We start from the raw sequence: 25,374 nt of genomic DNA, 5'->3' as shown, positions 1-25,374 counted from the left end.
ATATAAACTATATGGGGACAAGATTTTAGCATTCAATGGCTAGTTGAACATAAAAAACAAAATGAGGGAAACCCCTCATTTCGTTTGATTAACTATTGAACGTTTTATATGGGATTAGTTATCGCCAGAAGCTTGAGCATCAGGTTTGCTATATATCAATAGCGGTTCTGATTGTTCGTTAATGACGTTTTCATCAACGACAACTTTTTCAACATCACTCATTGAAGGAAGGTCATACATCGTATTTAACAATGCAGCTTCAACAATAGAGCGTAAACCACGAGCTCCGGTTTTACGTGCCATAGCTTTCTTAGCTATTGCTTTTAGTGCTTCTTCACGGAATTCGAGTTCAGTATTTTCAAGGCTAAATAAGGCTTGATATTGTTTAGTTAAAGCGTTTTTAGGCTCTTGCAGAATCTGAATTAATGCTTCTTCACTTAATTCAGTTAATGTTGCAACAACAGGTAAACGGCCAATAAATTCAGGAATTAAACCAAATTTAATTAAATCTTCTGGCTCTGCCTGAGTTAATAACTCACCTTCCGTTGCTTTATCTGATTCACCTTTCACTTCGGCAGCAAAACCGATACCTGAACGGGTATTTAAACGCTGGCCAATTACTTTGTCGAGCCCTGCAAATGCCCCACCACATATAAAGAGGATCTTTGAAGTATCAACCTGCAAGAACTCTTGCTGAGGGTGTTTACGTCCCCCTTGTGGCGGTACTGCTGCAACCGTTCCCTCGATTAGTTTCAGAAGGGCTTGTTGCACACCTTCACCAGAAACGTCACGGGTAATTGATGGGTTATCTGACTTACGTGAAATTTTATCAATTTCATCAATATATACGATACCACGTTGAGCTTTTTCAACATCGTAATCGCACTTTTGTAGTAATTTTTGAATAATATTTTCAACGTCTTCACCGACATAACCAGCTTCAGTTAATGTCGTTGCATCAGCCATTGTAAATGGTACATCCAAATAACGCGCTAAAGTTTCAGCTAAAAGCGTTTTACCACTACCGGTTGGGCCAATTAGCAAAATATTACTTTTGCCTAATTCAACGCCATCACTGGTTTTATCACCATTACGCAAGCGCTTGTAATGGTTATATACCGCAACCGCTAAGACTTTCTTCGCTTTTTCTTGGCCGATGACATAGTCGTCAAGATGCTGTCGGATTTCATGTGGCGTAGGCAGCTCACTACGCTCGCGATGCGGCGTAAGTTCTTTTATTTCTTCACGGATGATATCGAGACATAAATCTACGCATTCATCACAAATATAGACTGACGGACCGGCAATCAGCTTACGAACTTCATGCTGACTTTTTCCGCAGAAAGAGCAGTAAAGCAGTTTTCCTGTCCCCTCTTTGCGTTTATCTGTCATCAGTTGACCTCACTTTTATCCATATTGTTTTGTTTTCATTCAATTAAAAAACAAAACAACGATTTTCTTTAAAATAGTTTATGGTATGAACTAATTATACCAAAAGTTAACCCATTAACGGCTACTATAAATTTGGTCGACTAAACCATACTCTTTTGCTTCATTTGCAGATAAGAAGCGGTCACGCTCTGTGTCTCGAGTAATTTCTTCAATGGATTTACCAGTATGTAGAGCCATTAGCTCGTTCATTCGAGATTTCACTTTAAGAATTTCTTGAGCATGAATTTCGATATCTGACGCTTGACCTTGATAACCCCCTAATGGTTGGTGGATCATCACGCGTGAATTTGGTAAGCAGAAACGTTTACCTTTGGTACCCGCCGTCAATAAAAAAGCCCCCATGGAACAAGCTTGTCCCATACAAATAGTACTTACATCAGGCTTGATAAACTGCATCGTATCGTAAATTGACATTCCTGCGGTAATAACGCCACCCGGTGAATTAATATACAAATGAATATCTTTTTCAGGGTTTTCTGCTTCAAGGAATAACATCTGAGCGACGATTAAATTCGCCATATGGTCTTCCACTTGACCGGTCAGGAAGATAATACGTTCTTTTAATAGACGTGAGTAAATATCATACGAGCGCTCACCACGAGAAGTTTGCTCTATGACCATAGGCACAAGGGCCATTTGAGATGCTAATTGTTCCTGACTGCCAAAATGTGACATCGAAATCTCCTATTAAAAACGTTCCGGTGCTTGCGCCTAATTTGCTGTCTGCCTGCTATTTTGAGCAGAGATCATGCCACAAACAACGGTTTTAAAAAATTCCTGTGTCTGCAGGCTCTTTCAATTCTCTTATTTTCTAGTTTAGCTAATATTTAACCAAATAACTGGCGAAATAAGAAGAAAATGCAGCTAAGTATGCTGCAGTAAACAAGACGCTCTGTAAAAGAGTTTAACACAAGTCTATTGGGTTACACGGAATTATACCATTAGAAAACCATACTTGATTTTCAAAAATGACGAAATAACTCGATTAGTTAATATCACTATTTTCTACAATATTAAGCTATTCAAAATAGTTCAAATTGCAATTAAAGCCCCACTTAGACTACTTGAAGTATAGATAATATAATTAGGGTTTAAATGTGTTTTTCAAGGGTATCCTAATTAAATTCGCTAAAGTGATAATTTAAAGGCTTTAATTGACAAAAAACCCGTAGTATTACACCACGGGTTTCATTATTTTGTACAGCAAGAAAGAATTAACCTGCTTGAACTTGGTTCATCAGTTCAGTGAAGTTAGTTTCTTTTTCTGTCACTTTAGCAACAGCCAATACAGTTTCAACAGCTTGTTCTTCTAAAGCTAAGTTACGAACGCTATTCATCAGCTCTTCGTTTTTGCTGTAGTATTCGATAACTTCAGCTGGATCTTCATACGCAGAAGCCATTTCCTCGATCAGCGCTTTAACGCGATCTTCGTCAGCTTTCAGTTCGTTTTTGTTGATCACTTCGCCTAACAGCAGACCGATCACTACGCGACGTTTTGCTTGTTCTTCAAACAGTTCACGAGGTAATTCCATCGCTTGTTTTTCGTCGCCACCAAAACGCTGTGCCGCTTGACGACGCAGAACATCAATTTCACCATCAACAACTGCTGCTGGAACTTCGATGTCGTTAGCTTTGATTAAGCCATCAAGAACTTGTGCTTTAACACGGTTACGCACGGCATTTTTCAGCTCACGCTCCATGTTTTTACGTACTTCTGCACGCAGGCCATCTAAAGAACCATCAGCGATACCAAAACGCTTGATGAATTCTTCAGTGAATTCAGGCAGTTCACGTTGTTCTACTTTCTTCAGAACAATAGCAAATTTCGCCGCTTTACCTTTCAGGTTTTCAGCATGGTAGTCTTCTGGGAAGTTAACTTCGATATCGAATTCTTCACCCGCTTTATGACCAACAACACCTTCTTCGAAGCCTGGGATCATACGACCTTCGCCCATAACGAGTGCGAAATCTTCTGCTTTTCCGCCTTCGAATTCTTCACCATCGATAGAACCGGTAAAGTTGATAGTGATGCGAGAGTCAGCTTCTGCTGCCGCTTCAACTTCTTTCCACTGCGCTTGTTGCTTACGCAGAGTTTCTAACATGTTTTCCAGATCTTCATCTTTTACAGATACAGCTGGTTTTTCAACTTCAATCGTTTCTAAACCTGTTAATTCGATTTCTGGGTAAACTTCGAATTCAACTGAATAAACAAAATCTTTACCGTCTTCGAGTTGCTCAGGTTTGTAGCTAGGCGCACCCGCTGGATTGATTTTTTGTTCAATAATTGCGTTGATGAAGTTACGTTGCATTACATCGCCCAGAACGTCTTGCATAACAGACGCGCCGTAACGCTGTTTAACGATGTTCATTGGTACTTTCCCTTTACGGAAACCATCAACACGTACTTTTTTAGCAACACTAACTAATTCGCTATTAACTGCTTTTTCAATATCAGTGGCAGGAACGGTGATTGTTACACGACGCCCAAGGCCTTGAGTCGTTTCAACAGAAACTTGCATCTTCTTACCTCAAAATAAATCTTAGTGATCGGTCTACTCCAGAGTTATGCCATTAAATCATAACGGCTGTCTCCCTTCCAGAACCGGGGGCGTTACTTTCGTAACGGTCAATCCCTGATATCAGAAGCGTCCCGAAACCTTACTGAAAATTAGACGCAGCATTATACCGATGCATGCGCCCTGAGTCGAGAAAAGCTGAGAAAAGAAGCGTTTTTTCCTCATTATTTGTGACTTTTCTGACTAAATTTTTTGTTTTTTCACCTAAAGTGAAGAAAAAACATTCACCAAGCTCATCATTGAGCATGGCTGATTATGTAAAGCATAGTCTCAGTGTATTAACTGAAACAAAAAATTACCGATTAACACCGCCGACACCACGACAAGCAGGTGATTTTAACGCAGTGTCAGCAAGCTCATTCCACTCTTGTTGCGTATATGTATGCAAAGCAAGGGCATGGATCCCTCCCGATAATTCGCTGGCTAAAATAGCATAAATTTCGCGGTGGCGGGCAAGCATTCGTTTATTTTCAAATTTATCACTCACTAAAATAACTTTGAAATGGCTTTCAGAGCCCGGTAACACATTGTGTTGGTGGCTTTCATTAATTACCTCCAAATGTGTCGGTTCGAAAGCAGCTTGTAATTTTTGGCTCACAAGAGGTTGCATACTTTGAGCTGCATTAGCGACCATAAAATGCTCCTTAATTAAAAATTATGCTCAGAGGCAATTATCTTTTATTGTACGTGTTGATTATTGCTATCTTCTTATTATAGAAATATCCGATAATAACTTGCCAATGTTATGATAGCGGCACATTGATGCGAATTTTTTCAAAAATTGTTGTCTAACAGTTTAGGATAAATAAGCCGCTAAGCTTTATATTGAACGACGGCTACCCGCACCATAACGAAACATTTTCAATTAGGAAAGATGAACTGGAAAAAATTATGTTAAGAAAACTGTGTTTTCCACTTTTAGGGTTATTTCTTCTTGCGGGCTGTGCAACCAGCAGCAATACATTATCACTTGAGCCTAAGATAGCTTTACCTACAAAAAACCCCACACTGAATGCAACTTCAATCAGTGTTAGCAGTGTAGACAATCGTACGAATAAATCCTTAGCGGAAGTCAACCGCAATGGCAGTTTAGTCGTACTGAACCCTTCACGCGATCCTCGTTATCTGATGCAAGAAGCCGTCGAAAAACAAATGGCTGCACGTGGCTTTATGGTGACATCACCGGCAAATGTGAATCTAGTCGTTCAATTGAATAAACTCGATACCAAAGTCAGTGAAGGCAGCTTGCGCCATAATATTACCGTAAACTCCAGTGTGAGTATTATTGCAACAGCCCCAAATGGTTCGACAAAAACACGTTCATTTACCCGCAATTTTAATACACAAGAGTTATTAGCAGCCAATAATGACAAGATAGCAACAGCTATCAATAGCGCACTCACTGATTTAATTGCAGATATGGCAACAGACCAGGAAATCACCGATTTTATCAGACAAAATTCACGCTATTAACTGAGCAATCATTATCATTAAGTATTAAGCTACCTAAGCTCTCACTGATTGAGTTTGGGTAGCATAGCGCAGCCAATACCTCTGCAGCGCAATGTATTGTAGCAATATCACACTGGCTTAGAGGGAAATAATGCCTCGTTTTACTCTACCAAATAACATCACTTTAATCCTTTTAGGCTTTGTTTCTGGTCTACCTTTAGCTTTAACTGCAGGTACATTACAAGCTTGGCTAACTGTTGAAAATGTCGATATTAAAACTATTGGTTTCTTTTCATTAGTCGGACAGGCTTATGTGTTGAAATTTCTTTGGTCCCCAATGATGGACCGCTATACTCCGCCCTTTCTTGGTCGTCGAAGAGGATGGCTATTAACCACGCAAATTCTGTTGATTATCAGCATTGCCGCTATGGGCTTTATGAACCCCTCAGAGCATTTGTGGTACCTTGCTGCGCTAGCGGTTACTGTTGCATTTTGTTCAGCCTCACAAGACATTGTTTTTGATGCCTATAAAACTGATTTACTCAGTGCTGAAGAACGCGGAATTGGTGCGGCAACCTCCGTTATGGGGTACCGGATCAGCATGCTCGTTTCTGGTGGGCTTGCACTTTGGCTAGCGGATAAGTTTTTAACGTGGAAACAACTTTATTTAGTTATGGCAGGGTTGATGATTATCGGTGTTATCGCAACATTGCTCGCAAAAGAACCTGAAGAGAGCGGTGCTGCACCAACCTCGCTAAAAAAAGCGATTTACGAGCCACTTGCTGAATTTTTTAGCCGGAACAATGCATGGCTAATCTTACTTCTATTAGTTTTTTACAAACTCGGTGACGCCTTTGTCATGGCGCTCAACACCAACTTTCTATTAAATGCGCTTGGCTTTAGTTTAAGTGAAGTAGGCACCGTCAATAAAACTGTAGGTATGGCAGCAACTATAGTTGGGGCATTACTTGGTGGTTACCTAATGAAAAATATGAGCTTATTTAAAGCTCTATTTATTTTTGGGCTTCTACAAGGCGGCTCTAATATCGGATATTGGTTCTTAGCGATAACCCCACCTAATATCTTAACCATGGGGTCGATTATATTTCTAGAAAATATCTTCTCTGGAATGGGAACTGCTGCGTTTGTCGCCCTCTTAATGACATTATGTAACAAGTCGTTATCTGCAACACAGTTTGCACTTCTTTCTGCTCTTTCTGCTGTTGGCCGTGTTTACATTGGCCCAGTCGCGAGTATTTTTGTCAGTAACTATGGCTGGCCACTTTTCTACCTTATTTCAATCGCGGTTGCTGTTCCTGGCGTTTTGCTTTTATTAGCTTGCCGAACATCCTTAATTTACACACAAACAACAGGGCTATTTCAACGACGTCAATTGTACACTAGAGGCTATCGTATTGCCGTATATGCACTTATTACTGCCGTAAGCTGCCTTGCTATTTGGCTACTCTCATTACTTGTATTTTCATTTAGTGATATGAGAATTTATTTATTTACGACACAAATTGAATTTTGGCTGAGCTTGCCTCATTACCAAAACCTCATCTTTAATACAGGTATTAGCATTGGTGCTATCAGTTTAGTTATTGGTGGTAGTTTGGATTTCCTCGCCGTTCGTAAAACAGTACAACAATAACCCTTTCTATACATTAACACATTAACTTATTCACCTCGAAATTCCCTAAGTAAAGTTTATTTATTTAGGGAATTTGATCTTTACTACAAATCAGTTCCAAATAACAAAACAAACTAAAACCATCAAAAAAATCGTGATTAAGATCACTTTGTTTGTGTAAAATATTTCTTAATTGCAATTTTCAAGCCTAATATATCACAAGTTACAAATAGGTTAATTAAAGTGTTAACAACTAGCAAACTGCTAAACCTCATCAATTATTAAGCGAAGATAATCTATCTATGAAAAAAATCATTTACATTACCGCCTTAATCTCTCTAGCAGGTACAGCATACTCTGACGATATTATTGGCTATAAAAATGGCTTTGCTGATGTCAATATAAACTATTTAGATTGGTCACATCGCACTGAAACCAAAACAGAAAAAACGACACGTAAAAAAGATTTTGCCTATATTGAACTTGAAGGTGGGGCCAATTTTAATTGGGGTGAGTTATATGGTTTTTTTGATCTCGAAAATCCATTCCACAGCCAACATACCGATTCAGGGCGGAATAAACGTTATACAATTAAAACAACAGGCCGCTTTTACTTAGGTGACACTGGTTTTAACTTATATGGACACGTTTATGGTACTTGGTCATTACCGGGAGCCAAGTATGGTGGTAATTTCCACGATGTGAACACCTTATATGGTATTGGTTATAACACTGCATTCGGTGACTTATGGTTTAAGCCTTTTATTGCTCTTAATTACACCGATCAGACATTCTATTCAGGTAATAATGGATATGTCGCAGGTTGGGTAGCCGGTTATAATTTCAGCGCATTCGAAGAAAATTTCATGATAACAAACTGGCATGAAATGGAGTTTGCTAGGAACAAACGCTATAACGGCGGTAAGAGTAATGGCATAAATGGCGCTCTTGCTTTTTGGTGGAATGCTACAAATCATGTTTCTGCAGGGGTACAATACCGCTATGCAGATAATAAATTAGGGGATACCTTCTATCAGGATGCAATCATTTATACATTAAAGTACACATTTTAATTCGATATAGAAAACTGGATCAAAATTTAACAAATTTCTTTTTTCTATCAGTAAAATAAAAATTTTTTTTATCATTTGGCCGATAAAGCAACTAAAATAGCTTTATCGGCACTAAAAACTGTAATTTCCCTTAGCATATTGCTAATCATTTATATCAGTTTCCCTCTTTTTTTATTTCTTTTGTATATATTTTTCTTTGAAAAATTACCAAGATAATTTAGTATTAATAGAGTTTTATCAACACATACTTATAATTCGTATCAATTTTAACTTTTTGTTTATAAGTTCATTACATGTGATCATATTAACATAAAGAGCTAACAATTCAGTTTCTTTGCCTTACAATCATTTACACTCGCATAACCTTACCGTAAAATGCCCGCACTGATGAAACGACAATTAGAATCTTTGTCATTTGGGGTCGTGGATGAGACTTATGAACTACAAAAAAAGCATCGGAGCAATCTCACTCGTTGTAGCTGCCTTACTACTAGGTGGTTGCGATATGGTGTTGATGGATCCAAAAGGCGCCGTTGGCGTTAAACAAAAAGAGCTAATTCTTATTGCAATTGGCTTAATGCTACTTGTTGTTATTCCTGTTATTTTCATGACGATTATCTTCGCAAGAAAATACCGTGAATCCAACACGTCAGCAACCTACCGTCCTAATTGGGCTCACTCAAATAAAATTGAGTTAGTCTGCTGGACCGTTCCTATCATCATTATCATTATTCTAGGTGCTATCACTTGGAAGACGACACATGAGCTGGACCCGTATCAGCCATTAGTGAGTGATCAGGAACCTGTCACTATTGAAGTTATTTCTGCTGACTGGAAATGGATATTTATTTATCCAGAGCAAGGCATTGCAACAGTTAATGAAATCGCATTCCCTACAGGTGTGCCAGTTAACTTCAAAATCACGTCAGATTCGGTGATGAACTCATTCTTCATTCCATCTTTAGGTGGCCAAATCTACGCGATGGCAGGTATGCAAACTAAACTTCATTTAATCGCTAATGAACCAGGTACCTACAAAGGCTTCTCAGCAAGCTACAGTGGCCACGGTTTCTCTGACATGAAGTTCAATGCTATTGCAACTCCAGACCGTCAAGGTTTTGATGAGTGGGTACAAAAGGTAAAAGCTTCTCCTAAAACAATGGATACCATGCAGGCATTCGACGAAGTCGCTAAGCCAAGCATGAACGTTCCTGTTACCTACTTCTCTAGCGTGAAGCCTAAACTTTATGAAGATATCGTTCTGAAGTTTGGTCATGAGCACCATAAAGGTCACGCTCCTGTAGAAAATCAAAGTCATTCAATGACTAACCATAACGATGCTACAGGCAATTCAATGCAAATGAGCCATAGTGCTCATGCTGCTGGCGCTGAGGAATAAGGGCATGTTCGGAAAATTAACACTAGATGCAATTCCGCTCCATGAGCCGATTATCGTTGTCACCCTGATTGCTATTGTCCTAGGTGGACTTGGCTTAGTAGGTGTGATTTCTTACTTTGGTAAATGGAAGTGGTTGTGGAAAGAATGGTTAACCTCTGTTGACCATAAGAAAATTGGTGTCATGTACATCATTGTCGCAATGGTTATGTTATTCCGTGGCTTCGCGGATGCTATCATGATGCGTGGGCAGCAAGTTCTTGCTTCTGCTGGCCAAGAGGGTTTCTTGAATCCTCATCACTATGACCAAATCTTCACCGCACACGGCGTTATCATGATTTTCTTCATGGCAACTCCATTCGTTGTCGGTCTGATGAACTTAGTTGTGCCTCTGCAAATTGGTGCACGTGATGTTGCGTTCCCATTCCTTAACTCATTGAGCTTCTGGTTCTTTGTTGTTGGTGTTGTGTTAATCAACATCTCTCTAGGGGTAGGTGAATTCGCACAAACTGGTTGGTTGGCTTATCCGCCATTATCCGGCTTGGAGTACAACCCTGGGGTCGGGGTCGATTACTGGCTCTGGAGTCTCCAGATATCCGGTATTGGTACACTATTAACAGGGGTTAACTTTATCGCGACTATTATCCGTATGCGTACGCCGGGTATGTCGATGATGAAAATGCCTGTATTCAGCTGGGCTGCGTTATGTACTAACGTATTGATTGTTGCTGCTTTCCCTATCTTAACTGTTACATTAACGCTTCTGACGTTAGACCGTTATTTAGGCACCCATTTCTTCACTAATGATATGGGCGGCAACATGATGATGTACATCAACCTGATTTGGGCATGGGGTCACCCTGAGGTGTATATCCTTGTTCTGCCAGTGTTCGGTGTATTCTCTGAAGTTGCAGCAACCTTCTCGAAAAAACGTTTATTCGGTTATACCTCATTAGTTTGGGCGACAATCGTTATTACCGTTATGTCCTTCATCGTTTGGTTGCACCACTTCTTTACGATGGGTTCAGGAGCTAACGTTAACGCCTTCTTCGGTATCGCCACAATGATTATCGCAATCCCTACAGGGGTTAAGATCTTCAACTGGTTGTTTACCATGTACCAAGGCCGTATCGAGTTTAAATCACCTATGCTGTGGACTATCGGTTTCATCATCACCTTCTCTGTTGGTGGTATGACTGGTGTTCTGCTTGCTGTTCCAGGTGCAAACTTCGTTCTGCATAACAGTCTATTCCTGATTGCTCACTTCCATAACGTTATCATTGGTGGTGTTGTATTCGGGTGCTTCGCGGGTATGACTTACTGGTTCCCGAAAGCATATGGCTTCACGCTAAATGAGAAATGGGGTGTTCGTGCCTTCTGGTTCTGGATCATCGGTTTCTTCTTAGCCTTTATGCCACTGTACATTCTTGGCTTTATGGGTATGACCCGTCGTTTAAGTCAGAATATTGACCCGACTTACCACACAATGTTAGTTGTTGCTGCAGGCGGTGCTGCGTTAATCGCGATCGGTATTGCATGCCAAGTTATCCAAATCATTGTGAGTATCCGTGACCGTCATGAAAACCGTGATTTAACCGGTGACCCATGGGGTGGACGTACACTTGAGTGGGCGACATCTTCTCCACCACCTTTCTATAACTTTGCGATTGAACCACACGTTCAAACCCGCGATGCATGGTGGGATCTGAAAGAGAAAGGCCTTGCTCATAAGAAACCAACTTCATATGAAGAAATTCATATGCCGAAAAACACAGGCGCAGGCGTTATTATCGCTGCATTTAGCCTAGTTTTAGGTTTCGCAATGATCTGGCACATCTGGTGGCTCGCAATCATTGGTTTCGGTGGAATGATCGTAACTTGGATTGCAAAAAGCTTCGACGAAGATGTTGATTACTACGTACCTGTGGCTGAAATCGAAGAAATCGAGAATAAGCACTTTGAAGAATTGCGTAAGGCAGGTGTGAACGATGTCAACTAATACAATGACTAACCAAAATATCGCCCATGCTGAGCATGGGCACCACGATGCAGGTGGAACAAAAGTATTCGGTTTCTGGCTCTATATCATGAGCGACTTGATTCTGTTTGCTTGTTTGTTTGCGACCTATGTTGTTTTGGCCGATGGAACTGCTGGCGGACCTGCTGGTAAAGATATCTTCAGTCTGAAGTTCGTATTAGGCGAAACCTTCTTACTGTTAGTGAGTAGTATCACTTACGGCTTCGCAATGATAGCGATGCACAAAGGTAAGATAGCTGCTGTTAACTTATGGCTGTTTGCAACGTTCCTGTTAGGTCTTGGCTTCGTCATCATGGAAATCTATGAGTTCCATGAATTGATTGCAGAAGGCTTTGGTCCTGACCGTAGCGGTTTCTTATCTGGCTTCTTCGCACTCGTTGCGACTCACGGTCTACACGTAACTGCGGGCCTGATCTGGATTATTATCATGATGATCCAAGTCACTCGCCGTGGCCTGACTGATGTCAACAAAACACGTTTAAACTGCCTAAGTTTGTTCTGGCACTTCTTAGACGTTGTGTGGATTTGTGTATTTACCGTTGTTTATCTTCTGGGGGCTATTTAAATGAGTCATGCAAAAGATGCTCACACTGGAGCAAGCCACGGTAGCGTTAAAACATACCTGATTGGCTTTATCCTATCAGTTATCCTGACAGTGATCCCTTTCTGGATGGTGATGGAAGGTACAGCGTCAACTTCAGCAATCCTTTGGACTGTTGTAGGCATGGCGGTTGTGCAAATTCTAGTTCATTTGGTTTGTTTCTTACATATGAATACATCATCAGATGAGCGTTGGAATTTAGTTGCCTTCCTGTTCACCATGCTAATTGTTGGCATTGTGGTCATTGGCTCACTGTGGATTATGTACAACCTGAACATCAATATGATGCTCGATTAAAGAGTTGCCGATATGTTTAAGCAATACCTGCAAGTGACCAAACCAGGAATTATATTCGGAAACTTGATTTCTGTGATCGGTGGTTTTTTATTGGCTTCAAAAGGGTCAATTGATTACCCACTGTTCGTTGCGACTTTGCTGGGTGTATCACTGGTCGTGGCTTCTGGTTGTGTTTTTAACAACTACATCGACCGTGATATCGACCGTATCATGGAAAGAACGAAGAATCGCCCTTTAGTTAAAGGGTTGATTGATCCGAAAGTTAGCCTGATTTACGCTGCTGCATTAGGTATTGCTGGTATGCTGCTGCTACTTGTAGCAGCCAATGCTCTGGCAATGCTGCTTGCAGTTATCGGTTTCATTGTTTATGTAGGTATTTATAGCCTATATATGAAACGTAAATCCGTTTATGGCACACTGATTGGCAGTCTTTCAGGCGCGGCACCACCAGTTATCGGTTACTGCGCTGTTACGAATGAATTCGATATGGGTGCACTTATCCTATTATTGATATTCAGTTTGTGGCAAATGCCTCATTCTTATGCCATTGCTATCTTCCGCTTTAAGGATTACAAAGCCGCAAACATTCCTGTGTTACCGGTTATTAAAGGAATTTCCGTCGCGAAAACGCACATCTTCCTGTATATCCTAGCGTTTATGGTCGCAACATTAATGTTAGCTATCAGTGGATACGCGGGCTATAAGTACCTCATCGTAGGTGCAGCAGTCAGCTTATGGTGGCTAGGTATGGCAATTTCGGGCTTCAAAACCGAAAATGACGACCGGGTCTGGGCAAGAAAACTGTTCATTTTCTCAATCGTAACGATTACTTCATTGAGCGTAATGATGTCAGTTGACCCTATCGTTTCAAGCGATACTGTTATAGCTCTCGTCAGATAACTTATCTGTTTACTGATGATAACGATGTCTAAACGGCGGGCCTTCCCCGCCGTTTTTATTTGTCCCTAACTGCTTTTACAACTCACTTTTACTTATTCTGCCTATCCTTATGAATCTATTTTATGGTTAAATAGCCGCTTGCTATTGATAAGCTAGATATCAAATGCACTATTAAAATGCTAATAGGTTGAGATTAAAAACATATTGCCACAACATATACGTATTTATTCAACTTGTTGTATTTATTAATGTGTGACCTAACTAGCTGAGAGAAGTCAACACCGCTACAGCACGAAATATGAAGAATAAAAATGAATGATAACAAAATGACATCCGCAGAGCTTAGATCCACTTGGGGATTAGGCTCCGTTTTCTCCTTGCGAATGCTTGGAATGTTTATGGTATTACCTATTTTGACCAGCTATGGGATGCATTTACAAGGTGCTAGCGAGTTCTTAGTGGGTGTTGCTATTGGTATCTATGGCCTTAGCCAAGCAGTTTTTCAAATCCCTTTTGGTTTAATGTCAGATAAAATTGGTAGGAAACCTTTAATTATTATTGGGTTAGTTATTTTTATTATCGGAAGTATCGTTGCAGCACTAAGCGATTCTATTTGGGGAATTATTATTGGGCGGGCTTTACAAGGCGCCGGAGCAATTTCTGCTGCCGTCATGGCATTACTTTCTGACCTAACTCGAGAGCAAAATCGCACTAAAGCCATGGCATTTTTAGGTATTAGTTTCGGTTTAACTTTTGCTATCGCCCTCGTACTTGGCCCAATTATCGCTAATTGGGTTGGTTTAAGTGGCTTATTTTGGGGGATAGCGCTACTTGCAGTTGGTGCTATTGCAGTGACTGTTTTTGTTGTTCCTAATACTAATACTCATGTCTTAAATCGTGAGTCTGCATTTGTGCAAGGTAATTTAAAAGCGGTTTTAATGCACCCCCAATTACTCAAATTAAATATAGGGATCCTCAGCTTACACACCCTACTGATGTCCAGTTTTGTTGCTCTGCCTCTTATCATGACTGACTCTGGCTTTTTAGCGAAAGACCATTGGAAAGCCTATTTAGTCACAATGTTAATCGCTTTTGTCACCGTACTTCCTTTCATTATTTATGCGGAAAAATACCGCAAAATGAAACAAGTCTTCTTATTCTGTATTGCAGTTTTAGCATTGGCCGAAATTACCTTATGGTTTTCTGGCAATCACTTATGGGTGATTTTCTTAGGTATTCAACTATTTTTTATCGCTTTCAATATCATGGAAGCCATTTTACCATCACTAATAAGCAAGGAAGCACCTGCGGGTTATAAAGGAACTGCCATGGGCGTTTACTCCACCAGCCAGTTTTTAGGCGTTGCCATTGGGGGGATTGTTGGTGGGTGGTTATATAGTTTTGAAGGGGCTAGTACCGTTTTTATTGGTGGTTTAATTTTGACCATTATCTGGTTTATCATTAGCCTGACCATGCAGCAGCCTCCTTATGTCAGCAGTATTCGTATTGAATTACCCAACCATATTGGAGATACAAGAGCCCTTGAGAAAAAGTTACAAGCTCAAGAAGGGGTGATGGAAGCGCTTGTCGTTGATGAGGAATTTAGTGCTTATGTTAAAGTTGATAGAAAAATCATCAATCGAGAACAACTTGAAGCATTAATAAATCAGTAAAAATTAGCCCGCTATCGCGGGCTGAGGTTGTTGACAAAGCAGGATAAAAGCGTGGTTTTTCCCGCTTTGTGTTATCAGCCGAAAATCAATAAATTGATTTTCCTAGTTTATTTTCAAAACCTATTAGACTTGCCGCCAAACATAATATGTTTGTCAGCAGTCTGAGCCCGCTATCGCGGGCTTTAAATGAATGCTTGAAAAATAACTAATCGCGGAAGTTATTAAATTGAAAAGGTTGGCCTAAGTTCCCGCCACGTACTAATGCCATAACCGATTGTAAATCATCACGGGCTTTGCCCGTCACACGTACTTGGTCACCTTGAACTTGTGCTTGGACTTTCAGTTTACTGTCTTTAATTAATTTAACGATTTTTTTAGCAGTTGCAGCATCAATACCTTGCTTGAACGTAACTTCAACGCTATAGGTTTTTCCACTATGAACAATATCTTCTGGCACATTCAATACAGCACCATCAATACCGCGTTTTGCCATTTTTTCTCTTAAGATATCAACTAACTGGAGTACTTGGAAATCAGACTCGCTAGTGATTTTAACTGATTCATTTTTGTCATTTAGCTCAAAACTAGCTTCGACATTTTTAAAATCCCAACGGCTGGTTAACTCACGCTGCGCATTTTCCACCGCATTACGTACTTCATTCATTTCCACTTCAGATACAATGTCAAATGATGGCATAGCTAGAACCTCACTGATAATTTTTAGACTGTGCGCATGATAACGTTTTTATTCACATCACTTCAAGTTATCAGGGTCTGTGATACTTCGTTAACTACAACTTCGTATCGTAAAAGGTTATAATAGCAAGAGATCACTTCCGCCTTACCTTATAAGACGTTAAAGTCCCATTTCAAAGGGGAAACAATGAAAATAACTCTAATTGGTTGTGGTGCGATAGGTAAACTGTGGCTTGCTTCACTTGCAATACAAGGACATGACATACAAGGCTGGCTACGTGTTGCACAGTCTGATTTATTCGTCGATGTTAATGAACCCGATGGACGTACTTTCCGAGAACTGGTTCCTTGTAATAATATTAACCACTTGCAAACCAGTGAGTTGATCATTGTTTGTTTAAAAGCATGGCAAGTTTCTGACGCTTTATTACCTTTGATTAATACTATCCCAGAAAATACGCCTATTCTATTACTGCATAATGGCATGGGAACGATTGAAGAGCTGGCGCCTTTACGTCATCCTATCTTAGCGGGCGTCACAACCCATGCAGCTTGGCAAGAAAATAATCAAGTATTTCATGTCGCAAATGGGATCACACATATCGGCGCTATCAATTCCCAAGCACAAGCTTACTACCCAATAGCAGATATCTTGCATGAAGCCTTACCTGATGTGGCTTGGCATAATAATATTTTAACCACTTGCTGGCGTAAATTGATTGTAAACTGTGTCATTAACCCCCTTACCGTCGAACATACCTGTAAAAATGGTGAATTAATCCAACATTCCATACAGATATCTCAGATCATTGATGAAATATGTCATGTTATGGCGGCAGAAGGGCTGCATACGGATAAAGCAGAACTGACTGAGTATATTTACGGCATTATCAATAATACCGCTGATAACTATTCCTCTATGTTACAAGATATGCGAAATAATCGCCGTACAGAGATTGATTACATCACTGGCTTTTTAATCAAACAAGCACGAGCTCATGGGATCAGTACACCTGAAAACGATCGCCTTTATCATTTAGTCAAAAATAGAGAACAACAATATGACGACTTCCGTTCTAGTTTGCATCGCTCATGGGAGTGAAGAAATTGAATTTACCATTACTGCTGATTTATTAGTTAGAGCAGGCATTAATGTGACTTTAGCGAGTGTGACGGAAGACGGTTCTTTAACCATTACCGCTTCACGAGGCCTAAAAATTATTGCCGATACCCCATTGATTAAAGTCGCTGATGAGCCTTTTGATGCCATTGTGCTGCCCGGTGGTATAGCGGGCGCAGAAACGTTCCGCGATAGCCCACTGGTTGTTGAAAAAGTTCGCCGTATGCATCTTGATGGTAAAATTGTAGCAGCTATTTGTGCAGCACCAGCGCTTGTACTTGAATATCACCAATTGTTTCCACTAGGTAATATGACCTGTTTTCCATCAATGAAAGATAAAATTCCAGCTCATAAATGGGTCGATCGCCGAGTTTACTTTGATGAACGTGTCAATCTATTAACTAGCCAAGGACCCGCCACTTCTTTTGACTTTGCATTAAAGTTAATTGAACTATTGGCAGGCCGAAAGACTGCAGCCCAAGTTGCCACTCAACTCGTTTTACCTAATGGTATTAACGATTATTTAGAAGATTAAATATAAAACTCATTATAAAAAACGAATTAGAAATATAACTTAACTTATTGAATAATAAAAATTAAACAGCAAAAAAAATCTGTGTTTAGAGTACTTTTTTGCTATGATTGCTGCGGGTGCTTGGATCATTTTGGTTCAAGCATTTGTGAGAACCAAAAAGACGAAAGCCCCGAATTAGATGTTAATCTTAATCCGAGGCAGTCTCAAACACTCAACAATTTGATTCTGTCTCCTTTTAGAAAAGGAGTCAAGAGGAATGGCCAAAATTGCCCTTCTGGGGCTAGTTACCGTGTGTCTGACGGTATTGTGTTTTTCGTTATTGATGCAAGAAAGACTGTGCTCTTTCAGTATCAGCAGCGGAAACACGCTGGTTCAAGCTACGTTATCCTGCGATAACTAGTCTTGTGGGGGAAATTCCCCCACATTTCTCTCTGATTGTGAGTTGGTGATACAAGCACCCTGTTTTAAGTTATGGGCGATAAACCTTTATATTTTCATAACCTTGTTCTTTTAGGTATAGCGCTTGCAAGCGGCTCATTACCCCACGGTCACAATATAATAAATAGGTTTTATCTTTTGGTAAGTCACCAAATTGCGTACTCAACTTATAGAATGGAATGTGCTTAATTTCCATTCCATCTACATTCAGTGGTTTGTCTTCGAATTCATCAATTGAACGAATATCTAAAATCACTTCATTTTCAATTGAAAGCTCACTCACCATTTCAATTTCAGGAACTTTTTCAAGACTTTCTTGTGCAATTTGTCGAATATCTATATTTTGAGCTTGCTCAACAACAGACTCTAAAATACTAAAATCAAAATTGGCCTCTTCCGCTTCAATCCGCGCTTTCACCGCTTTAACTGTTGGGCTTTTTGAGATTACACCACAATATTCAGGCATGGTTTTTGCGAAATCTTCAGTACCAATTTGGCGAGCTAACTTAATAATATGTTCTTTATCATGGGAAATTAGCGGCCTTAATACGAGAGTATCAGAAGCATTATCAATTAAACGCAAGTTTGTTAAAGTCTGGCTTGATACCTGCCCTAACGCTTCACCTGTGACAATCGCCTGCACGCCATAACGCTCAGCAACTTTAGATGCCGCTCTTACCATCATACGTTTGAGCACAACGCCCATTTGGCCATCATCCACTTTTTCTAAAATTTCAGCCACAACTGGCTCAAAATTTACAGCAATAAAACGGACTTTATGGGAACTACCAAAACGGTTCCACAAATAATGTGCGATTTGCTTCACACCAATTTCATGTGCAGCTCCGCCTAAATTAAAGAAGCAATAGTGAACACGACAGCCACGACGCATCAGCATATAGCTCGATACACCTGAATCAAAACCACCGGAAATGAGTGACAACACATCCTCTTGGGTCCCTATAGGGAAACCACCAATGCCTTCAATACGTGCTTTAACTAAGATAAGTTTATCATCTTCGATTTCTAAGTGAATCGTGGTGTCAGGGTCTTTAAGCTTAACTTTTGCAGATGCAATGTGCTGGTTTAACCCACCACCGATATAGCGTTCAGCATCGATGGATGAAAACTCATGTTTACCACGACGTTTCACCCGCACACAGAATGTTTTATTTTCTAATGACTCGCCATAGGCTTCGTGTGTCATTTCGTAAATATGATGCAGACTAGTAAACGGTTTTTCTTCCACTTCGAGAATATGGTGAATACCTGGGATACGCCCTAGCATGTCACAAATTTCATCGTGTTTTGTTTCCCCCTTCACACGCACTTCAATGTTATCCCAATTACGGACAACCGAAATTTCTTCGCCAAGTGGTTTAAGCACGTTACGGATATTACTGGTCAAAATTTTAATGAAACGTAGCCTAACAGTTTGGCTTTTAATGGTAATTTCTGGGAATAACTTAATGATAAACTTCATAATAGCTGCATGTTCATGGTGGTTGGGGGCAAACGAATGTGCCTTAACAGAGACACATGACACGTTACCAATTGTCAATAATGAGGCGTATTATAACACTATCTTGCGGGTTGAATCTAAAAACCCCAATAATAAATTGTAACCGTAGCAAGACTGCGTTAGTCTGCTGAATATTTAAAACCCATCGAATTAACTGATCCCACATTAGTGGTTAAATATTATGGCTAAAGAAAAAACTCAGCAAGTTCCAACTGTTAGTTTTGAAAACTCGCTTCAAGAGCTAGAGCAGATCGTCGCTCGCCTAGAATCTGGTGATCTTCCCTTAGAAGATGCCCTTAATGAGTTTGAACGTGGTGTTCAAATTGCTAAGCAAGGTCAAAAAGTACTACAGCAAGCTGAGCAACGTGTACAAATTTTGCTAAGTGATGACGAAAATAAACCTCTAGCCGATTTTTCACCTGATACAGAATAAATTATGTCTGAACAACATTTAGATAGCTTTACGCAGCAACAAAAGCAAGCCTACGACAGAGTCAATCAATACCTATTAGATGCCTTAAACGCACTGCCGTTTGCAGACCTTCCACTTGCACAAGCAATGCGTCATGGCACATTATTAGGTGGAAAACGCTTACGCCCATTTTTAACTTATGTCGTCGGTTCTATGTTTGGTGTTAGCCAAGAAAACCTTGATGCCCCAGCTGCCGCAGTCGAATGTATTCATGCTTATTCATTAATCCATGATGATTTACCTGCAATGGATGATGATGATTTGCGTCGTGGCCAACCGACTTGTCATATTAAGTATGGTGAAGGCAATGCGGTACTTGCTGGAGATGCATTGCAAACATTGGCGTTCCAATTACTGTCATCTGCACCAATGCCAGATGTAACAGACAAAGACCGCATAGCCATGATTGCAGAGTTATCATATGCAAGTGGTTTAGCGGGGATGTGTGGTGGGCAAGCTCTTGATTTAGATGCAGAAGGAAAACAAGTCGGCCTTGAATCTCTCGAGCGCATTCATCAACATAAAACAGGGGCATTGATTCGTGCTGCAATCCGTCTTGGTGCTTTTGCGGCAGGTGAAAAAGGTCAACAATTGTTACCTGTTTTAGATAAATATGCACAATCCATCGGTCTTGCCTTTCAAGTACAGGACGATATCCTAGATGTTATCGGTGATAGTGAAGTCACGGGTAAACGCCAAGGAACTGATGCCGAACATGAAAAAAGTACCTATCCATCGCTATTAGGGCTTGAAGCGGCGCAGAAAAAAGCACGTGAGCTATATCATGATGCAATAGATGCTTTAGAGACACTCCAGTCCCATGGATATAATATAGAAATGTTAAGCGCTTTAGCTAATTTCATTATTGAACGTAAAAGCTGACAATATGCTTTGCCTTTTGGCTACAAGAAGATCGATAATTACGGCAATTTATTACCCTAATGTATCTTCGAATCATTCCTATAACACAACAAAATAGATGGATGACTTCTTAATCACTCGAGAGTTATAGGCAGACGATAAACGAAGGCAACCCAACAGCACATAGAGGCTTTATGCAGCTAAATACTGAAAATAGTCATTTTGTTATGGCTAAGTAAGTTGGGTTTTTTATTAATTATAAGTGAGCAACTAATGAGTATTGATATCGCTAAATATCCAACGCTAGCCTTGGCAGAGACACCAGATGAGCTTCGTCTGTTGCCTAAAGAGAGTTTGCCCAAGCTTTGTGATGAACTCAGACAATTTTTACTGAGTAGCGTAGGTCGCTCTAGCGGTCACTTTGCTTCTGGTCTTGGCGCTGTTGAGCTCACCGTCGCACTACATTATGTCTATAAAACGCCGTTTGATAACCTTGTGTGGGATGTCGGCCACCAAGCCTACCCACATAAAATATTAACGGGGCGCCGTGACCGTATTGATACCATTCGTCAAAAAAATGGTTTACATCCCTTTCCATGGCGTGAAGAAAGTGAATATGACATTTTAAGCGTTGGCCATTCCTCAACATCCATTAGTGCCGGTTTAGGCATGGCCATTGCCGCAGAAAAAGAAAAACAAAACCGTAAAACGGTTTGTGTGATTGGTGATGGCGCCATTACCGCAGGAATGGCATTTGAGGCGATGAACCATGCTGGGGATGCTGCACCTGACATGTTGGTTATCTTAAATGATAACGAAATGTCTATTTCAGAAAATGTTGGCGCACTAAACAACCACTTAGCTCACTTGCTTTCTGGAAAGCTCTACACAACATTGCGTGAAGGTGGAAAAAAAGTTTTTTCTAACATGCCGCCTATTAAAGAGTTACTGAAAAAGACAGAAGAACACATTAAAGGCATGGTCGTACCGGGGACCATGTTTGAAGAATTAGGTTTTAACTATATTGGCCCTGTTGACGGCCATGATGTTGTTGCCTTAGTTCAAACGTTAAAAAATATGCGTGATTTAAAAGGCCCGCAATTTTTACATATCATGACCAAGAAAGGCCGGGGTTATGAGCCAGCAGAAAAAGACCCTATTAGCTGGCATGCTGTTCCTAAATTTGACCCAAGTACCTTCACTTTACCTAAAAGCAAAGAGACGGGGCCAACATTCTCTAAAATCTTTGGGGATTGGCTGTGTGAAGAGGCCAAAGACGATAGCAAGCTGATGGCTATCACCCCTGCGATGCGTGAAGGGTCTGGTATGGTTCGGTTTTCTAAAGAATTCCCAGAGCAATACTTCGATGTCGCGATCGCGGAGCAACATGCTGTCACCTTTGCGGCAGGCCTCGCCATTGGTGGCTATAAGCCTATTGTTGCTATCTATTCCACTTTCTTGCAACGCGGTTATGATCAAGTCATTCATGATGTGGCTATCCAAAAGGTACCTGTCATGTTTGCAATTGACCGGGCAGGCATTGTTGGGGCTGATGGACAAACTCACCAAGGTTCTTTTGATATTTCATTCCTGCGCTGTATACCAACCATGGTTATTATGGCTCCAAGTGATGAAAATGAGTGCCGCCAAATGCTGCATACTGGCTACCATTACCAAGATGGCCCATGTGCGGTTCGTTACCCTCGAGGTACAGGAACAGGCGCTGAATTACAGCCATTATCACCACTGCCTATTGGTAAAGGTATTATTCGTCGCCAAGGTGAAAAAGTCGCTATCTTATGTTTTGGCACATTATTAAGCCACGCATTAGTTGCTGCTGAACAACTCAACGCAACTGTTGTAGATATGCGTTTTGTGAAGCCTTTAGACGAAGCTCTGGTCCTCGAAATGGCCAATACCCATGATGTACTTGTCACTCTCGAAGAAAATGCCATCATGGGTGGTGCTGGTAGCGGTGTGAATGAGTTCCTAATGCATGAGAAAAAAATCATTCCAACCTTAAACCTTGGTTTACCTGACTATTTTATTTCTCAGGGTACCCAAGAGGAACTTATTGCTGAACTGGGCTTAGATTCCACAGGTATTGTTAATTCTATTAATAACTACTTAGCCAAATAGTTTTTATCTTCAGGGCATTGCATTAACATACAATGCCCTATTCAATCACAAAGCCAATCACTCTTATTCCTTTTCTTAATACGCTAAAAAAGTGTTTAGTTCCCTATTATTACTGACTCACTAATGTTCATTTAAAAAAATCACCTATGTCACATTTTTATTATATTTCAAGATCATTAAAATAAAATATAAAACCAAATATAATCAGTTTATCTACAACGATATTCAGCTATTTACCTGAAATAATAATACAAACAAAGCTTTTATCTTGAATGTAAATTTTCACAATAAAGGCATGCAAATTATTTTAAAATCTATTAATATGAACTTTGTCACTGTATGACAGCGTAATTTAGTCTCTGAATTATATTCGTCACATATCATTATGAAATATTATTTTTTATATGTAAGAAATGATAATTTATTTTTATAACGAATATATTATTTTAACAATTTTAACCAGAAATTAATAAATAATTATTTTGTTTTCTTAATTAACAAACCAGGAAACAAATAAACGCTATTCCAACTACAATTTTCATATGGTTTATTTTTATTTAGTCGATTTTAATAAATAGATTTGGGAGCGCTTATGTGTGGACAATATATTAATGAACCCTTGTATTTATCTATTGCAAACTGGGTAATGAAACAAGGCCGCTGGACTACAGCTAGAGAGATATCTAACAACTTTGATATCCCGCATCCTAATGCAGTCAATATTGTTTCTTATATTTTATCTGATGTTGCTGAAATTCAGTGTGAAGTAAAAATGATCCCAAATAAATTATCGGGACGAGGCTGCCAATGCCAGCGGCTTATTAAAGTTAAGAAAATTGATAACCAGCTTTATGCACGTTTAAGAAATCATCAAGCTGAAAAAGTCACTATCGATTCTCCTATAAAAGCAGCCTCTATGCCACCAAGTGAATTAAATCGAGAGCAAAAATGGCAATGGATGCTATCAAAAGCACAACGTCGTTAAACCTATTTCTTAGCTTCACATCAATAAAAAACGCAGACTTCACTATCTGCGTTTTTTATTTTACGGCCTTTTTGTGAATCATTGCCCCTTAGGTTTTACATCCGTTGTACCAAATAATTGGGGTCGATTAGCTTCAAGCTCTATTAGTGGCTGGGTTTCCTGTAAGTGTTGCTGATACCGGCACGCTAGGTCTTGATATTCCTTAGTATTTAACTGCTTCCAATGCAGTTCTTCATCAGTCACTAAGCGTAAAAAACGGGCTGGACTTCCGACTAACATCTGACGGTATTCTCCTTGAAACCCAGCTTTAACAAAACTCATCGCAGCAACAATGCTTTGTTCGCCGATGACAGCACCGTCCATGATCACACTATTCATACCGACTAAAGCATCACGACCAATAATACATCCGTGCAAAATAGCACTGTGACCTATGTGTCCGTACTCATGGACAATCGTTTCAACATCACTATAGCCATGCATAATGCAGCAGTCCTGAATATTTGCCCCTTTTTCTATGATCAAGCGGCCATAATCCCCACGTAAAGAGGCATTCGGCCCAACGAAAACCCCTTCACCAATAATCACATCACCAATCACTACCGCTGATGGATGTACATATGCGGTGGGATGAACAACTGGGATCACCCCTTCAAAAGCGTAAAAACTCAAGATTCACCTCACTGCTAGCGTACTAGCGCCCTTTCCAACTCGGTGAACGTTTTTCGGAAAACGCCAGCGGGCCTTCTGTTGCATCTTCTGAGTGTAAAACCGCAGGGTAGTTTTTCAGCACGCCGCTACGCATAAGTTTATACCCCTCTTCAACTGTAAGTTCACCTGTAGCGCGGAAAATTTCTTTCAGTGCAGCGACAGCAAGTGGCGCACTTTGGGTGATTTGTTCTGCAAGTTCACGGGCTTTATCCATCAGGCTCTCAATAGGAACCACATCGTTAGCAATTCCCCAACGTAATGCTTCCTGTGCATCCATTCTTCTGCCTGTCATCACCATTTCATTCACGATTGGCGCAGGTAAAATTTTAGGTAAACGTAAAACCCCCCCGCTATCTGGAACAATACCGAGCTGAGCCTCAGGTAATGCGAAACTGGCATTTTCAGAACAAATAATCATATCTGCCGCTAAAGCCAGTTCAAAACCACCGCCAAACGCATATCCATTCACCGCAGCAATAACAGGTTTGTTTAAATTAAAAATTTCAGTCAAACCGGCAAAGCCTCCTGGACCAAAATCAGCATCAGGTGCTTCACCTTCCGCCGCAGATTTTAAATCCCAACCCGCAGAGAAAAATCTCTCTCCTGCCCCGGTAATAATGGCGACACGCAGAGAAGGGTCATCGCGAAAATTAAGGAAAACTTCTCCCATTTTGAAACTAGTTTTTGCATCTATTGCATTTGCTTTCGGTCTATCGAGCATGATTTCTAAAATAGCGCCATTTCGAGTGATTTTTAATGATTCGCTCATAATATAATCCTTTCTTCGTCGTGCAGTGACGCTTC

The 25,374-nt window shown here is 40.2% G+C and carries 24 protein-coding genes; 16 read left to right on the top strand and 8 right to left on the bottom strand.

The window, feature by feature from the left end:
- Positions 1-114: 114 nt before the first annotated feature.
- The 4 genes from clpX to bolA form a co-directional block, all read right to left on the bottom strand.
- Positions 115-1,392 carry an ATP-dependent protease ATP-binding subunit ClpX gene (gene clpX, locus M1F26_RS03515; protein ID WP_094962144.1) on the bottom strand — a complete coding sequence of 426 codons (1,278 nt, stop codon included), beginning with the start codon at positions 1,390-1,392 and terminating at the stop codon, positions 115-117.
- 114 nt (positions 1,393-1,506) lie between these two features.
- Complete coding sequence (gene clpP, locus M1F26_RS03510) at positions 1,507-2,127, bottom strand: ATP-dependent Clp endopeptidase proteolytic subunit ClpP (RefSeq protein ID WP_004905443.1); 621 nt, start codon at positions 2,125-2,127, stop codon at positions 1,507-1,509.
- Positions 2,128-2,666: 539 nt separating this feature from the next.
- Entirely contained in the window at positions 2,667-3,971 is a 1,305-nt protein-coding gene (tig, locus tag M1F26_RS03505) for a trigger factor (RefSeq protein ID WP_004905445.1), read from the bottom strand.
- Positions 3,972-4,323: 352 nt separating this feature from the next.
- Positions 4,324-4,662 carry a transcriptional regulator BolA gene (bolA, locus tag M1F26_RS03500; protein WP_140172113.1) on the bottom strand — a complete coding sequence of 113 codons (339 nt, stop codon included), beginning with the start codon at positions 4,660-4,662 and terminating at the stop codon, positions 4,324-4,326.
- Positions 4,663-4,919: 257 nt separating this feature from the next.
- On the opposite strand from bolA, the gene M1F26_RS03495 reads away from it, so the two are divergent.
- The 9 genes from M1F26_RS03495 to M1F26_RS03455 all read left to right on the top strand — a co-directional run bounded on the left by M1F26_RS03495 (position 4,920) and on the right by M1F26_RS03455 (position 15,091).
- Positions 4,920-5,501 (top strand): YajG family lipoprotein, encoded by a 582-nt coding sequence (locus M1F26_RS03495; protein ID WP_094962142.1) that lies wholly within the window; start codon positions 4,920-4,922, stop codon positions 5,499-5,501.
- A gap of 130 nt (positions 5,502-5,631) precedes the next feature.
- On the top strand, positions 5,632-7,134 hold the full coding sequence (ampG, locus tag M1F26_RS03490; RefSeq protein WP_125891980.1) for a muropeptide MFS transporter AmpG: 1,503 nt from the start codon (positions 5,632-5,634) through the stop codon (positions 7,132-7,134).
- Between the two features lie 281 nt (positions 7,135-7,415).
- Entirely contained in the window at positions 7,416-8,186 is a 771-nt protein-coding gene (locus tag M1F26_RS03485) for an outer membrane protein OmpK (RefSeq protein WP_125891979.1), read from the top strand.
- A 427-nt stretch (positions 8,187-8,613) separates the two neighbouring features.
- The gene (cyoA, locus tag M1F26_RS03480; protein WP_140172112.1) at positions 8,614-9,585 is read left to right on the top strand and encodes a cytochrome o ubiquinol oxidase subunit II; all 972 of its coding nucleotides are present in this window, start codon (positions 8,614-8,616) and stop codon (positions 9,583-9,585) included.
- Positions 9,586-9,589: 4 nt separating this feature from the next.
- Positions 9,590-11,581, top strand: a complete 1,992-nt coding sequence (cyoB, locus tag M1F26_RS03475; protein WP_036958554.1) for a cytochrome o ubiquinol oxidase subunit I — start codon at positions 9,590-9,592, stop codon at positions 11,579-11,581.
- Complete coding sequence (locus M1F26_RS03470; protein WP_004905456.1) at positions 11,571-12,185, top strand: cytochrome o ubiquinol oxidase subunit III; 615 nt, start codon at positions 11,571-11,573, stop codon at positions 12,183-12,185. The genes cyoB and M1F26_RS03470 overlap by 11 nt, the downstream gene beginning before the upstream one ends.
- Positions 12,186-12,518 carry a cytochrome o ubiquinol oxidase subunit IV gene (locus tag M1F26_RS03465; protein WP_004905459.1) on the top strand — a complete coding sequence of 111 codons (333 nt, stop codon included), beginning with the start codon at positions 12,186-12,188 and terminating at the stop codon, positions 12,516-12,518.
- A 12-nt stretch (positions 12,519-12,530) separates the two neighbouring features.
- A complete protein-coding gene (gene cyoE, locus M1F26_RS03460; RefSeq protein WP_318837650.1) occupies positions 12,531-13,418 on the top strand; it encodes a heme o synthase in 888 nt (295 codons plus the stop codon).
- Positions 13,419-13,729: 311 nt separating this feature from the next.
- The gene (locus M1F26_RS03455) at positions 13,730-15,091 is read left to right on the top strand and encodes an MFS transporter (RefSeq protein ID WP_140172110.1); all 1,362 of its coding nucleotides are present in this window, start codon (positions 13,730-13,732) and stop codon (positions 15,089-15,091) included.
- Between the two features lie 205 nt (positions 15,092-15,296).
- Here M1F26_RS03455 and M1F26_RS03450 read toward each other — a convergent pair whose 3' ends face one another.
- A complete protein-coding gene (locus M1F26_RS03450; protein WP_004905465.1) occupies positions 15,297-15,788 on the bottom strand; it encodes a YajQ family cyclic di-GMP-binding protein in 492 nt (163 codons plus the stop codon).
- Between the two features lie 186 nt (positions 15,789-15,974).
- Here M1F26_RS03450 and panE point away from each other — a divergent pair, with 186 nt between their 5' ends.
- The 3 genes from panE to M1F26_RS03435 all read left to right on the top strand — a co-directional run bounded on the left by panE (position 15,975) and on the right by M1F26_RS03435 (position 17,842).
- Positions 15,975-16,889 (top strand): 2-dehydropantoate 2-reductase, encoded by a 915-nt coding sequence (gene panE / locus M1F26_RS03445; RefSeq protein WP_140172109.1) that lies wholly within the window; start codon positions 15,975-15,977, stop codon positions 16,887-16,889.
- Entirely contained in the window at positions 16,849-17,442 is a 594-nt protein-coding gene (gene yajL, locus M1F26_RS03440) for a protein deglycase YajL (RefSeq protein ID WP_140172108.1), read from the top strand. The genes panE and yajL overlap by 41 nt, the downstream gene beginning before the upstream one ends.
- 256 nt (positions 17,443-17,698) lie before the next feature.
- The gene (locus tag M1F26_RS03435; RefSeq protein WP_004905468.1) at positions 17,699-17,842 is read left to right on the top strand and encodes a Hok/Gef family protein; all 144 of its coding nucleotides are present in this window, start codon (positions 17,699-17,701) and stop codon (positions 17,840-17,842) included.
- A gap of 69 nt (positions 17,843-17,911) precedes the next feature.
- On the opposite strand, the gene thiI is transcribed toward M1F26_RS03435, so the two are convergent.
- Positions 17,912-19,363 (bottom strand): tRNA uracil 4-sulfurtransferase ThiI, encoded by a 1,452-nt coding sequence (gene thiI, locus M1F26_RS03430; RefSeq protein WP_004905472.1) that lies wholly within the window; start codon positions 19,361-19,363, stop codon positions 17,912-17,914.
- Between the two features lie 220 nt (positions 19,364-19,583).
- On the opposite strand from thiI, the gene xseB reads away from it, so the two are divergent.
- The 4 genes from xseB to caiF all read left to right on the top strand — a co-directional run bounded on the left by xseB (position 19,584) and on the right by caiF (position 23,859).
- Entirely contained in the window at positions 19,584-19,835 is a 252-nt protein-coding gene (gene xseB / locus M1F26_RS03425) for an exodeoxyribonuclease VII small subunit (RefSeq protein WP_125891971.1), read from the top strand.
- A gap of 3 nt (positions 19,836-19,838) precedes the next feature.
- Positions 19,839-20,756 (top strand): (2E,6E)-farnesyl diphosphate synthase, encoded by a 918-nt coding sequence (gene ispA, locus M1F26_RS03420; protein ID WP_140172107.1) that lies wholly within the window; start codon positions 19,839-19,841, stop codon positions 20,754-20,756.
- 252 nt (positions 20,757-21,008) lie between these two features.
- Positions 21,009-22,874, top strand: a complete 1,866-nt coding sequence (gene dxs / locus M1F26_RS03415) for a 1-deoxy-D-xylulose-5-phosphate synthase (RefSeq protein WP_094961962.1) — start codon at positions 21,009-21,011, stop codon at positions 22,872-22,874.
- 592 nt (positions 22,875-23,466) lie between these two features.
- A complete protein-coding gene (gene caiF / locus M1F26_RS03410; protein WP_094961959.1) occupies positions 23,467-23,859 on the top strand; it encodes a carnitine metabolism transcriptional regulator CaiF in 393 nt (130 codons plus the stop codon).
- A gap of 78 nt (positions 23,860-23,937) precedes the next feature.
- Here caiF and caiE read toward each other — a convergent pair whose 3' ends face one another.
- Positions 23,938-24,531: a carnitine operon protein CaiE gene (caiE, locus tag M1F26_RS03405; protein WP_140172106.1), complete on the bottom strand. Its 594-nt coding sequence runs from the start codon at positions 24,529-24,531 to the stop codon at positions 23,938-23,940.
- Positions 24,532-24,553: 22 nt separating this feature from the next.
- On the bottom strand, positions 24,554-25,339 hold the full coding sequence (caiD, locus tag M1F26_RS03400) for a crotonobetainyl-CoA hydratase (protein WP_140172105.1): 786 nt from the start codon (positions 25,337-25,339) through the stop codon (positions 24,554-24,556).
- Positions 25,340-25,374 lie beyond the last annotated feature (35 nt).

The organism is Providencia sp. PROV048 (genome assembly GCF_033688165.1).
Taxonomy (GTDB): Bacteria; Pseudomonadota; Gammaproteobacteria; order Enterobacterales; family Enterobacteriaceae; genus Providencia; species Providencia hangzhouensis.
Note: the sequence above shows the minus strand (reverse complement) of the source record. Positions and strands in the feature narration are given on the sequence as shown.